We start from the raw sequence: 14113 nt of genomic DNA on the forward strand, positions 1-14113 counted from the left end.
GGAACATATTTATATGATAATAGGATTATTGAGAATCTACACACTACATTAAAAGAGGAGAATTTCAAGTGGAGGTTTTAAAAAACGTGAAAAAAAATCAGCGTCAGCACAATAAAATTTCATTACGTGAAATCCTGACACGTATCTTTTTCATTATTTTAGGAGCCACATTAGTAGCTATAGCTTTAGAAATGTTTTTAGTTCCGAATACGATCATTGATGGTGGTATTGTAGGGATATCGATTATTTCGTCTTACTTAAGTAAAATCCCCTTAGGAGTATTTTTGTTTTTCTTAAACCTTCCTTTTCTGTTTATTGGGTATAAACAGATTGGTAAAACATTTGCTATCTCAACACTGCTTGGTGTTTTTGTAATGTCTTTAGGCACCTTCCTTTTACATTCTGCAGAAATGGCAACAGATGAACCTTTATTGGCAGCTGTGTTTGGAGGGACCATTCTTGGGTTTGGTGTTGGACTTGTTTTAAGATATGGAGGATCATTGGATGGAACAGAAATTGTAGCCATCTTAGTAAATAAAAAGACGCCTTTCTCTGTTGGTGAAGTTGTCATGTTTTTGAACTTGTTCATTCTTGGAAGTGCAGGTTTTGTTTTTGGATGGGAGCGTGCGATGTACTCACTCATAGCCTATTTTATAGCTTTTAAAATGATTGATGTGACAATCAACGGTTTTGATGAATCAAAATCAGTGTGGATCATAAGTGAAAACCATAAAGAAGTAGGGGATGCGATTTTATTTCGTTTAGGTCGTGGTGTCACATATTTGAGTGGAGAAGGTGGTTTTTCTGGTGATGATAAACAAATCATTTTTTGTATTATCACTCGATTGGAAGAAGCAAAACTAAAATCTATAGTAGATGAATTAGATCCTGGGGCTTTCCTAGCTATTGGAAACATTCATGATGTAAAAGGTGGACGATTTAAGAAGAGAGACATCCATTAATGTGATGTGAATTTTTAGGTTAGAGGAGATAACTATGAAGTTAAATTGGAATATTTCATGTTTGCAATTTGATGTCAAACAAGGATTAGTAGAAGAGAATTTAGATAAGGTAAAAGAGATGATAGGGGAAGCAACCTCAGCTCCCCATAAACCAGATGTGATTTTACTTCCAGAAATGTGGAATACAAGTTTTATAAAAAATGTTTCAAGTCTTGCAGATGTTTATGGAGAAAAAACGAAGCAGTTCATATCAGAAATGAGCAAGAAACATGATGTACATATCGTGGCAGGATCAATTTCAGAGAAAAAGAATGATAAAGTTCATAATATTAGTTACGTGTGTAATCCAGATGGAGAATTTATTGCAGAATATTCAAAGATTCATTTGTTTCAATTGATGTATGAGGATCGTTATTATGTAGGGGGAAATGGTATAGGGGTATTTGAAATGTTTGGTGTAAAAGCTGGAATCGTTATTTGTTATGATATTCGTTTTCCTGAACTTGTTCGTAAGTTAGCTCTAGAAGGTGTGAAGGTTTTATTTGTTCCAGCACAATGGCCAGATGTAAGATTACAACATTGGAGAACTTTACTTATGGCTAGAGCGATTGAAAATCAAATGTATGTTGTATCGTGTAATCGCATTGGGAGCAGTGAAAGAGAGAATTTCCCAGGACATTCGATGATCATAAGTCCCTGGGGGGAAGTGATCACCGAAGCTGAGGATAAGGAAACAATTTTACAAACAAAGATAGATCTCGAACTAGTACAAACTGTCCGAAATACGATCCCAGTATTTGAAGATCGTAGACCCTCGCTTTATTAATTCATGACTTTCATCATAGTGTCTATAAAGGCTTCTGCTGCTTTGGATAAGTATCTACCTTTTTGATGGGCGATGACAAGTGTTCGTTTTGGATTATGTTTTAATTGTAAATGAATCGGGGTAAAATGGCTCCATTTCGTTTGCGTAACCATATAGGGAACCAAGGCAATGCCCATCCCTGCGGCAACTAAAGATTGAACCGTTTCAATGTTGCTGCTTTCAAAAGCAATATTCGGTGTAAAACCTGCTTGTTCACACAAATCAATCGTAATATGCCTAAACCCCTGTCCCTTTTTTAAAGTGATAAAAGGTTCATCCTTCAAATCTATAATATTAATTTCTTTTTTTTGGTGATGGAGTTTAGTGTTTAAATGATGCTTGGGTGGGACCGTGAGAATAATTTCTTCTTCCATCACAGGATAATAAGTTAAAGAAGATTCTTGCATAGGCAAAGATAATAAGCTGATGTCTGTTTGTCCTTGTGACGTTAAAATTTCTAAGTTAATTGAGCTTTCTTCAATTAACACAATTTCAATACCTGGATAGTTCTGTTGAAATATAGGGAGGACTCTTGGTAATATATGTGAGCCTGTAATTGGTAAACTGCCTATGATTAGTTTCCCTTTTTTTATGTGCGAAAAGTCTTCCATTTCGTTTTTCATTTGTTCAATTAAATCCATGACCTTGTGTGCTTTTTCCACAAAAACTGCACCTGCATGTGTCAACTCAACAGCATTTGTATTTCTATCAAATAATTTTACATTCAGTTCTTTTTCCAATTTTGCAATTTGTTGACTAAGAGATGGTTGTGCCACATGTAACTTTTCTGCAGCTCTTGAAAAGTTTTTTTCTAATGCAATTTGAATTGAATATTGCAATTGTCTTAGTTCCATTATTTTTCCCTGCCCTTCATAGATATTTTTATAGGATTAATGCACAGAGTTTAACTTCACACCTGTGGGTATATCTGGTTACGGGGTCCCTGAAAAGTAACAGGAATAAGCTTAAACGGCTAACCTCACTTTTTAGCTTATTAGTTTTACCTATAGCTGTTATAACTATTATATCTTGGAACAATAAATAAAGAAATGCTAAACTATGGCTAAGAATTTAAAAGAGGTGAAATATCGATGTCTACTAATAAAACAATTATTGAAAAAATTTGGGATCGCCACGTCATTCTTCAGGAAGAGGGGAAACCGAGTATTATATATATTGATCTTCACTTAGTGCATGAGGTAACATCTCCTCAGGCATTTGAGGGGTTGCGTTTAGCAGGGCGTAAGGTGCGTAGACCTGATTTAACTTTCGCTACTATGGATCATAATGTTCCTACAAAAGATCGCTTTAATATTACAGATCCAATTTCTAAGCAGCAAATAGATACTTTAGCTAAAAACTGTGAAGAATTCGGAGTTAAATTATATGATTTGAATAGTTTAGATCAAGGTGTAGTTCATGTTATGGGTCCAGAACTCGGGTTAACACATCCTGGTAAAACGATTGTTTGTGGAGATAGTCATACATCAACACATGGTGCGTTTGGTGCACTTGCGTTTGGAATAGGTACGAGCGAAGTTGAACATGTACTTGCAACACAGTGCTTACAACAAACAAAACCTAAAACTTTAGAAGTTCGTATTAACGGTAAATTAAAACCTGGAATCACAGCTAAAGACCTTATTTTAGGTGTTATCGCTAAGTATGGAACAGATTTTGCTACGGGTTATGTAATTGAATATACAGGTGAAGTCATTCGGGGTCTTTCTATGGAAGAAAGAATGACCGTATGTAACATGTCTATTGAAGCTGGAGCTAGAGCTGGTTTGATTACACCAGACGAAACGACTTTTGAATACTTAAAAGGAAGAGAGCATGTTCCTCAAGGCGAGGATTTTGATCGTGCTGTTGAAGATTGGAAAAGCTTAGCAACGGATGAAGGTGCTGTTTATGATCACGTAGTAGAGTTTGATGCTGAATCTTTAGTACCGCAAGTCACTTGGGGAACAAGTCCTGGTATGGGAACTGATGTAACTGCTGTAGTCCCAAATCCAGCAGATTTTGAAACAGAAAATGAACGAAAAGCTGCTGAGAAAGCAATTGAATACATGGGGCTAACGCCTGGAACGAAAATGAATGAACTTCAAATTGATCGTGTATTTATCGGTTCATGTACAAATGGCAGAATCGAAGATTTAAGAAGTGCTGCCAAAATTATTAAAGGTTATAAAGTAGCTTCTAACGTTAATGCTATGATCGTTCCAGGGTCAGGTAGAGTAAAAATTCAAGCAGAAGAAGAGGGTTTAGACAAAATATTTGAAGAAGCTGGATTTGAATGGAGAGAAGCTGGATGTAGTATGTGTTTGGCTATGAACCCTGATTTTCTAAATCCAGGAGAACGTTGTGCATCTACTTCCAACCGTAACTTTGAAGGGCGTCAAGGACGAGGAGGAAGAACACACCTTGTATCTCCCGCAATGGCAGCTGCTGCAGCCATTAAAGGCTATTTTGTAGATGTGAGAGATTGGCAGTTTCAATAATCATGAATTCAATATTGTATCGATAGACTAATTGATAGATTTGAGAGGAGAATGATGAATGGAAGCTTTTAAACAACATTCTGGCATTGTAGCACCTGTGGATCGTGTAAATGTAGATACGGATGCAATTATCCCTAAGCAATTTTTAAAACGAATTGAACGTACTGGGTTTGGACAGTTTTTATTTTATGAGTGGAGATTTTTAGAAAATGGAGTTGACAAAAACCCTGATTTTGAAATGAATAAAGCTCGTTATAGCGGATCATCAGTTTTAATTTCTCGAGTAAACTTTGGCTGCGGTTCTTCACGTGAACATGCGCCTTGGGCAATCTTGGATTATGGATTTAAAGTCGTTATTGCTCCTTCATTTGCAGACATTTTTTATAACAACTGTTTTAAAAATGGAATATTACCTATTAAACTAACTGAAGAACAGGTTGAAGATTTGTTCCAACGCACTGCCTCAAACGATGGTTATAAACTTCACATTGATCTCGAAAATAAAGTGATAACAGATGATATTGGATTAAAAATTGACTTTAATTTAGATGAACATCGCCGTCAGTATTTATTGCAAGGATTGGATGATATCGGTCTAACGCTGCAGCACGAAGATAAAATTGCAGCTTATGAGCAAAGAGCTTAAATAGAGAACCTCCAGCCACTAATAAAGTAGTGGATTTGGAGGTTCTCTTTTACAGATTGTTTTATCCTATGATTTTTAGCATTAAGACGCCCATTTCTATAGGTGGTTTCTCCCTAATCAGGTGGAGTAGCTAGATTCTCCATCTGATTTCGCAATGTTTAAGCTTTGCTTAAACGAGTTCACCTTGATCTGACAGAAGACTCCTACTACAATCACAACGTGTTAGGTGGATAAAGATCTCTCAATAGGTTGTGATCCCCACTCCTCTTTGAACCATGCAGTTGTATACGATGGTCATTCTTTTGAACTGCTTCGTATTCAGCTTCCCAACGGTCTGCATTTTCACTATTTCTATATGATACGCCGTTACTTTGGATTCTTAACCATTGTCCTATCTATAACTACAAATAGGTTTCATATAATTCATGTATGCAAATTTTACAGTTTATTTTTCCTCCGATAGATCATATTGTTATTTGGTTCACGAAAATTTAATATTTAATTTATGAAAATAGAGGGAATTTATGGTCTTATCTCCATTCATAGAATGTTTTTTTTAAAATAGCGGTATTTGATGCACTAGCGTTGCATCAAAGATAACATAGAAAATAAAATGAGTATAATTTACTAAAAATGGAATTTATGATGTGATTTTCATGGAATTATCATAAAAAAACTCCTATTGTAAAGATAAGGACGCGTTACCCATAATCTAAACAAAAGGAGCCAACCATGGGTAACATACACAATTTCCATACCATTTGTCAATGTTTTTCTTTGATTTCGAAGGAAAATTTCCTTTTTCCTATTGCAGACTATCGTACGCATAAGTTAACTACGATAAAAAGTATCAAGTTATTTCTAGCCTCTCAAATTGCGAATTGGGAAAATTATAAACAAATTTCAAGAGAATTACGTACCAGTGAAGCTCTTCAGCAAAGTCTAGATCTACCAAGTATTAGTCCGTCTCAACTCTCACGTCGAATAAGAGAACTACCTACAGAAATGTTAGAAGCGTTATTCTTTGAAATGATCGGTAAAGTAAAGTCTAAAACTTCTATCGCTTGTAGCAGAGTCGGCCCACTTCGGATTCTTGATTCTACTAGCTTGAAGCTTCCTGCTACTTTAGCTAATTGGGCGAAGATTAATCATAAATCGACCCAAGTCAAGATTCATATGCGTGTGCTTTCTCTTCCAAATGGAAGAGTCATTCCAGAAAAAGCGATCCCTTCAACAGGAAATGTGAATGATTGTGAAACCATGGATATCCTAGTGGAAGATCACGACACCATATACGTTATGGATCGTGGTTATGTAAAATACGCACAGTTCGATCAGTGGATCGAAGACAATGTTCGCTTCGTGATGCGTATTAATGAAAAGCATGGGGTTTTAAGGGTTGAGGAAGAACTGCCTGTTCCACCGGACACCCACATTATTCGGGACGCGATCATCCAATTAGGAAGTGCGTATACACAAACGGAAAAAAGCATAAGACTTGTAGAGTTTATGGATGAAAAAGAACGTAAATATAGAATAGCTACCTCTTGTTTTGACTTAAGTGCAACAGAGATTGCAGATATTTATCGTCAACGATGGCTTATTGAATTATTCTTTAAATGGTTGAAGCAACACCTACGTCTTGTAAAACTATACAGCTATGAACCTCAAGGAATTTGGAATCAAATTTTTATTGTACTCATCGCCTATGCAATTGCCATGTATATTGAGCTAGGAAGCAGAACTAAACTAAGTACCTGGGATGTACTACAATGTCTACGAACTTGTTGGGATAAAAAGTGGTCCGTTATGTTGAGTGAACTTCATCTGAAACCTACTCGAAACTCAAAGGGGAGACAGAAAGTGCCTCGATCGGTGAAACCACCTCCGAGATTAAATACATCGGTAGGTATCATCAAGCCAAAGAAAAGATAAATTAGGGAAAGAAATAACATCCAAAAAATGGATTAACGCGTCATTTTCTGACCTCTTCACTTTTTTCCTAATTTCTCAAAAAGAAAATTGTAAAATTTTTCTAAATTACTTATTTTACAAACTATGTTGCTTTTTTTGCAACGCTAATGTATTTGATGGACTTATTTAGCCAATTTTTCTAAAAAATTAGGCATTTTAATGAAAATTCAATGGAATAAGACCGTTTTTTACCGCTATTTTGTTTGATTGGGGTATTTTAGCAGCAATAAGACCATTATTTCCCTCTATATTTTAGTGAACTCGTTTAAGCTTTGCTTAAACATCGAGAAATCAGGTGGAGACTCTACTCCACCTGATTTGAAGATCCCACCTATAGAGGTGGGCGTCTGTACGCAAAATATATTTTAATAACAAATTTTTACGATAGACCTTCAAAGTTAAGTTATTACAAGTGGGTCAAGATCCTTCTATAATTAGTAGTCTTATAAGCCTATTTTCCGCAACTTTTTTTGTAATCACACGTCTAGTAAATAAAGAAAATATCAATTAAAATCTAATATTGTCATTCTTTTATTATATTTGCTAGAATATAGTGGTAAATCACATTTACTAGATTTCATTTTAATCTATTTTACATAAACTATATTACAGAGGTGACTTATGAAACGTATATCAATCCTATTATCTTTTCTACTATTATTAAGTGTATTTCCAGCTGTAGTTATTGCAGGTGAATCATCAATCTCTTTATTTGTAAACGGTGAGAAATTAAAATTAAATGTGCCCCCACAAAAAATCAATGGCGATCTTTATATCCCTTTCGAATTTTTTATAAAAGAACTGGATGCTGAAGTTGAATGGAAGTCTAACAATCAAGCAAATATACAAAATAAATTAATCAACTTAGATATTTATATGGATCGTAGTAAGATGTATTTAAATGGGTCCGCAATTGATATCAAAAATAAACCTATGATCATAGATGGAGCTGTTTTTCTACCTTTACATGTAATTAGTGAAAACTTTGGCTTAAAGTACATTTGGGACGCTTTAACCCAATCGATTTATATTTATAAAAATGTGAATGGTATACAAGTTTCAAGCACAAAAAAATCGAACCCGCAATTACAACCAATAAAAGATAATACAGTTACAAATTCACAATCAGATTCTCAATCGAATACAAACCCAGAACCTGAACCACAGCCAGCTACACCTGTAATTAGTGATAATATTGTAATTCCTACGAATAATGGGGAACCTACTATATACCAAATTGAAGTCTTGGACGATGAAATTGTTTTTCACGGGAATACAACGCTAGAATTTTCAAGCTTTTACTTACCAAACCCTGAGCGTATTGTGGTAGATTTTGAGAAAAGTTCTTTTAATTCATCATTTATAGATCAAGAAAGTGGAGTAGCTAGCGGAATAATTGAAGTGACTCATTCTGATATAAAATCCATTCGATATGCTATGTTTGAAGATCAATATCCTAGAATCGTCATTGATTTACATGAAAATATAGAGTATAGTATGATAGGAATTCCAGAAGATAATCAAGTAAAGGTATTATTAGGTGTGGCGAACACTGCTGCCGAAACAGGTAATGATCAATCAAACGACGAGATTATTGTAGATAATCCTTTCATTATAGTGATCGATCCTGGTCATGGAGGAGATGATCCTGGTGCAACGGGTAGTATTTCTTCAAGGGAAGAGAAATATTTCACACTCGAATTTGCACAGAAACTATATGATTTGCTTGATGCAGAGCCATGGTTTCAACCCTATATGACTCGATCGGATGATGTCAAAATTGAGTTGGATGATCGTGCTGAATTTGCAAATGAGTTAGGAGCAGATGCTTTTTTATCCATTCACGGGAATATTCATGAAAGATTGAATATTAGCGGTACAGAAACTTATTATTGGACTGATCGAGGATTAGATTTAGCTGAAACGATTCATAGCTATGTTGTTGAATCAGCGGGATTACCAGATAGAAGTATCAGAGAGGTAGAATATAGAGTGTTAAAGAACACGAATATGCCTGCTGTATTGTTGGAGATCGGTTATTTATCAAGTGAACATGATGAAGGTTTAATGTTATCAGATGAATTTCAATATCGTGTAGCTGAATCTATCGTGGAGTCATTAAAGGAATACTATTTGAATTAATAATGCTTAGCCAAGTGAACTCGTTTAAGCAAAGCTTAAACATCGTGAAATCAGATGGAGTTTCTACTCCACCTAGGGAGAAACCACCTATAGAGGTGGCGTCTTAACGCTGAAAATCATAGGGTCGGCTAATTTGGAGGAATCATGAACAAAAAAGAAATCAGGCGAGTGTTAGATACAATGGAGGATATGTTTCCAGACGCACATTGTGAGTTGAATCACGAGAATCCATTTGAGTTAACGATTGCTGTATTACTTTCAGCCCAGTGCACAGATGAGATGGTGAATAAAGTGACCGTTCATCTATTTAAAAAGTATAAAACACCTCAGGATTATTTGAATGTCCCTCTATCAGAACTAGAATCTGATATTAAAAAAATTGGATTATTTCGTAATAAAGCGAAAAATATACGCAAATTATGTGAAATGATTATTGAAAAATATAATGGTGAAGTACCTAAGTCACATAGTGAATTAGTAGAACTTCCTGGAGTTGGAAGGAAAACAGCAAATGTAGTGGTATCCAATGCATTTGGAGTGCCGGCAATTGCTGTAGATACACATGTGGAGCGAGTCTCTAAGCGATTAGCATTAGCCAATTGGAAAGATTCCGTTCTTGAAGTTGAAAAAAAGCTAATGAAGAAAATTCCTGAAGAAGAATGGACTCAAACACACCATAGGCTTATTTTTTTTGGAAGGTATCATTGTAAAGCTCAAAATCCATCATGTGATGTCTGCCCTTTACTTGATTTATGTAGAGAAGGAAAAAAAAGAATGAAAAAGAAAATCTAAGGAATGATAAGTAAAAAACTGTAAAGGTAGTGAAACCATGAAATGTATTACTGTGTACACAAAAAGCTTTGAAGAATTTTCAGATATTTTTGAAGAAATATTAAAAACTCCATTAGCTGAAGATGAAGAAAAAATGATTGAAGGGATTACTGTTAGTGATTCTGGTGAAGTTCCAGAACAATACATTGATCGTATGAGAGAAAAACCAGAAGTGGTTGTTATGAGAGTAAAAGAAGAGGATATAACTATATTTCAGCATGGAGAAGTATTTGAAATTTTAATACCAGAAAAGGAATCTGTGGTATAATATAAATATTATTTTTGAACAGAATACGATGATGATTCTGTTTATGTTTAATAAAAACTCGCCTGTATGGCGAGTTTTTATTAAACATGAGATTTTTCTAGTCATTACTTAAGCTGCAAATCACTGTAGAGATTGAACATTGATTAAAGGTTTGTAAGATTCTTAAAGGAGAAAGTGCTTTGAAAACAGTAGGGGAAACCATTGATAAATATATTGAAAATATACATAAGTTAAGAAGTCATATGAAACAGTCTGTTGAACAGGAGACAACGAATAAATTACTGCAATTAGCAGAAAAGTTGGAAGAAAAAGATTTATATATCACTTTTTGCGGTCATTTTTCCGCAGGAAAATCAAGTTTAATTAACAAGTTAAGTGGATATGAACTATTGCCTTCCAGCCCCATTCCAACGAGTGCAAATTTAGTGGCTATATCAAATGGTGAGCCTAAGGCAATCATTAACTATAGAAATGAACAAGAAAAGCGGAAGAGCTTGCAAAATATAAAATTAGAACAATTACAAGAATTTAGTAAAAATGGTTTAGAGATTGAATCTGTTGAAATTCAATATCCGATTCCCATGCTTAAAGAGCATGTTCATTTTTTGGATACACCTGGTATTGACTCTACTGATAAGGCCCATTTATTATCAACAGAATCGGCATTACACTTAGCAGACATTGTATTTTATGTAATGGACTATAATCATGTCCAGTCTGAAATCAACTTTGCTTTTGCTAAACGACTACAAGAACAAGGGAAGAAATTTATTTTTATTGTAAATCAAATAGATAAACATCTGCATCATGAATTACCATTTTCTGATTTTAAACAAAGTGTGAATCAAGCTTTTTCTAATTGGGACATTCATCCTGAAGCAATATTTTTTATCTCTGTAAAACATGACGATCTTTCATTAAATGAATTCAAACAACTTAAGTGGTATTTGACAAGATTAACGGAGATTCGAGACGAATTGATTATTTATAATGTGGAAAAATCAATTGAGTTCCTTTTGAGCGAACATATGAAGGAGTATAAGGAACAGAATCAATTAAAAAAGCAACAGTTCTCAAAAGAAGAGTATAAAGATAGTGATATTCTTTTGGAGAAATTGTCCGTCCTTACTAACCAAAGAAAAGACATTGAAGAAGCTTCAAACACATATTTGGATCAATTAAAACGTGAGCTTAGTGATATTTTAAAAAATGCAAACATCATTCCAGCTGGAACAAGAGATTTAGCCCATGATTTTTTACAAAGTCAACAACCTGGTTTCAAACTAGGTCTATTTGCTACGAGAGGGAAAATCCAAGCAGAACAGGAAAAGAGGTTACGACACTTCTTTGAAGATTTTTCTGAAAAGGTACAAGCTCATGTAACTTGGCATGTGAAGGATTTATTACGGAAACATCTAAATATGAATGTATCAAATGAACAAACAAAATCAGAAGTCTTAAATGAAATCGAACAAATAGATATAAAAATATCACCTGATTGGTTAGTGAATCAGGTGAATACCGGTGCAGCATTTTCAAATGAATATACATTAAATTATTCAAAGCATATTTCCGAGGAAATGAAGGCAATGTATCGTAAAAAAGCAATGGAAGTTGCAGGAACTTTAGCTGAATTAGCAAAGGAAACACATCAAGAGAAGTTAAATGAAGTACAGCATGAAATGAATCACATTCAAAATGAATTAGTGAATTTTAAAAAAATGCAGGAGCTTAACACTCATGAAGTGGAATATGGACAGCAATTATTTACTCTATTTCATTCTAAAATACAAGATATTAGTTTACCTAATTTAAAAGACTATACTCCTACTTTCTCTTCAACTGCTGATAAAAAGTTCGATACTGTTGAGGGAAAACAGGTGAATGAATCAAATGAAAAGATATTATTTAATTCTAAAACTGAGAGAAATCTAAACTCTAATTTTTCAAAACAGGAAAATATAGAAGAACTAAATAATACAGTGCATAAAATAAATACGGCATATGAAGTGATCAAGGATCTCCCTGCAATGAAATCATTAAGTAGATCATTACTAGAAAAGTCATATCGTTTAAACAATCGTAAATTTACAATTTCTTTATTTGGAGCTTTTAGTGCTGGTAAATCTTCCTTTGCAAATGCTTTGTTAGGAGAAAGATTGCTTCCTGTTTCTCCTAATCCTACAACAGCTACTGTGATTAAAATTATGCCACCGAATGATCATTGGTCACATGGATTTGCTAAAGTGAAATTGAAATCACAAGAAGTTTTCAAAGAAGAAGTTCAGTATGCGATGGATCTTTTAGGTTTTAAAAAAATGACATTAGATCAATCATTTCAAGAAATCTTAAAATTAAAAGCGAGTTCAATCCATCGTAAGGTAAAGCCCCATTATGGTTTTTTAAAAGCAGCTGCACATGGATGGAATGAAATGCAATCAAACTTAGGCAAGGAAATGAAAGTAGATTTGGGAGCTTTTCAAAGCTACGCAGCTGATGAAAATAAATCATGTTATGTTGAACATATTGAATTATATTACTCATGTCCATTTACAGATTCAGGTATGATCCTAGTAGATACTCCAGGAGCTGATTCTATAAATGCTCGTCATACAAGTGTAGCATTTGACTATATTAAAAATGCTGATGCGATTCTTTTCGTAACATACTATAATCATGCATTTTCTGGGGCAGATCGTGAGTTTTTGCTTCAATTAGGGAGAGTAAAAGATCAATTTGAACTGGATAAAATGTTCTTTATTCTAAATGCAGCTGACTTGGCTTCCTCTGATCAAGAACTAAGGGATGTAACAGAACATGTAACTCAAAATTTAATTCAACATGAAATTCGAAATCCAAGGATTTACCCATTATCTAGTATGAAAGCTATAGAAGGTAAGCAATCAGGTGATGAAAAAGTAGTGGTTGATTCAGGGATCGAAACGTTTGAATTAGATTTTATTAAGTTCACAAATGAAGAATTAACCAAAATTATCGTCCATTCAGCGAAAAATGAAATGAAAAGGGCGAAAAACATATTAGAACAATGGAAAAATAATGCCTTAGAAGAGGGAGAGATTAAGAAGAAAAAGGTTAAAATATTAGAAAAATCTAATGTTGAATTGAACGATTGGCTTTATCATTTTGAACTTTCTGAACCAGAAATAAAGTTACTCACAAAAGAAATAAAAGAGCTTTTATATTATGTTAAACAACGAGTGATGTATCGTTTTGGGGAATTGTATAATGTATCCTTTCATCCAACCGATTTTCAATTAACTCGAAAAGTAGATGTAAAACAAGCATTAGCCTCTGCTTGGAATGAGTTAATTCATTTAATGTCTATGAATTGCTCACAGGAAGTTCTAGCTACCACGCTTAGAATCGAAAAAGTAATGAATTATCAAATTAAAGAATTGAATAAACAAATTCTTCAACAAATAGCTTTAAAGCTGCCTCAGTATGAAACAGAAGTCTTTTCTTTTCAGAATTTTGGGACCCCTACTATTAAGGAGTCGTTGGATCATGCAGAGATTGATATGAGTTGGTTGGTAAAGCAATTTAAAAATCCGCAGGCATTCTTTGAAGGGAAAGGAAAAGACAAACTTAAGTTAGAATTGGAAAAGGTAATCAATCCAGTCGTTGAATCATATATTCGAGAACATGAAGATTTATTAATTCAACATGTATTAGAAGATATGAAAAAATGGATCAAACAATTGGTGGAAAAACAGAAGGCTGATGTTCAAGAACATATAGAAGGTTTGACCTCTGCATTAGAGATGAAGCTAAATGTTGCGGAAATTGAAATGAAGATTGAAAAACTTAGAAAAACTGTCTAAGGGATGAAAGATTCACCACCTCTATAGGTGGTATCTTCAAATCAGGTGGAGTAAAGTCTCCATCTGATATCTTGATGTTTAA

General features: G+C 34.2%; 10 protein-coding genes. 9 read left to right on the forward strand and 1 reads right to left on the reverse strand.

Annotated features, from left to right (window positions below; genetic code table 11):
• The first annotated feature begins 131 nt into the window (after positions 1 to 131).
• Together VQL36_RS08280 and VQL36_RS08285 are read left to right on the forward strand one after the other, a co-directional pair.
• A complete protein-coding gene (locus VQL36_RS08280; RefSeq protein ID WP_413789567.1) occupies positions 132 to 962 on the forward strand; it encodes a YitT family protein in 831 nt (276 codons plus the stop codon).
• A gap of 34 nt (positions 963 to 996) precedes the next feature.
• Entirely contained in the window at positions 997 to 1788 is a 792-nt protein-coding gene (locus VQL36_RS08285) for a carbon-nitrogen family hydrolase (RefSeq protein ID WP_349248860.1), read from the forward strand.
• Here VQL36_RS08285 and VQL36_RS08290 read toward each other — a convergent pair.
• Positions 1785 to 2681, reverse strand: a complete 897-nt coding sequence (locus VQL36_RS08290) for a LysR family transcriptional regulator (RefSeq protein ID WP_349248861.1) — start codon at positions 2679 to 2681, stop codon at positions 1785 to 1787. The two genes, VQL36_RS08285 and VQL36_RS08290, sit on opposite strands and share 4 nt — an antisense overlap.
• Before the next feature lie 237 nt (positions 2682 to 2918).
• Here VQL36_RS08290 and leuC point away from each other — a divergent pair, with 237 nt between their 5' ends.
• The 7 genes from leuC to VQL36_RS08325 all read left to right on the forward strand — a co-directional run bounded on the left by leuC (position 2919) and on the right by VQL36_RS08325 (position 14031).
• On the forward strand, positions 2919 to 4328 hold the full coding sequence (leuC, locus tag VQL36_RS08295) for a 3-isopropylmalate dehydratase large subunit (protein WP_349248862.1): 1410 nt from the start codon (positions 2919 to 2921) through the stop codon (positions 4326 to 4328).
• 58 nt (positions 4329 to 4386) lie between these two features.
• A complete protein-coding gene (gene leuD / locus VQL36_RS08300) occupies positions 4387 to 4974 on the forward strand; it encodes a 3-isopropylmalate dehydratase small subunit (protein WP_349248863.1) in 588 nt (195 codons plus the stop codon).
• A 777-nt stretch (positions 4975 to 5751) separates the two neighbouring features.
• On the forward strand, positions 5752 to 6909 hold the full coding sequence (locus tag VQL36_RS08305) for an IS4 family transposase (protein ID WP_349248656.1): 1158 nt from the start codon (positions 5752 to 5754) through the stop codon (positions 6907 to 6909).
• 660 nt (positions 6910 to 7569) lie between these two features.
• The gene (locus tag VQL36_RS08310) at positions 7570 to 9090 is read left to right on the forward strand and encodes an N-acetylmuramoyl-L-alanine amidase family protein (RefSeq protein WP_349248864.1); all 1521 of its coding nucleotides are present in this window, start codon (positions 7570 to 7572) and stop codon (positions 9088 to 9090) included.
• A gap of 144 nt (positions 9091 to 9234) precedes the next feature.
• Positions 9235 to 9882, forward strand: coding sequence for an endonuclease III (nth, locus tag VQL36_RS08315; RefSeq protein WP_349248865.1), 648 nt, complete (start codon positions 9235 to 9237; stop codon positions 9880 to 9882).
• 37 nt (positions 9883 to 9919) lie between these two features.
• The gene (locus VQL36_RS08320) at positions 9920 to 10189 is read left to right on the forward strand and encodes an NAD/NADP transhydrogenase alpha subunit (protein ID WP_349248866.1); all 270 of its coding nucleotides are present in this window, start codon (positions 9920 to 9922) and stop codon (positions 10187 to 10189) included.
• Between the two features lie 179 nt (positions 10190 to 10368).
• Positions 10369 to 14031 (forward strand): dynamin family protein, encoded by a 3663-nt coding sequence (locus VQL36_RS08325; RefSeq protein ID WP_349248867.1) that lies wholly within the window; start codon positions 10369 to 10371, stop codon positions 14029 to 14031.
• The last annotated feature ends 82 nt before the right edge of the window (positions 14032 to 14113 follow it).

Source organism: Chengkuizengella sp. SCS-71B, assembly GCF_040100845.1.
Taxonomy (GTDB): Bacteria; Bacillota; Bacilli; order Paenibacillales; family KCTC-33759; genus Chengkuizengella.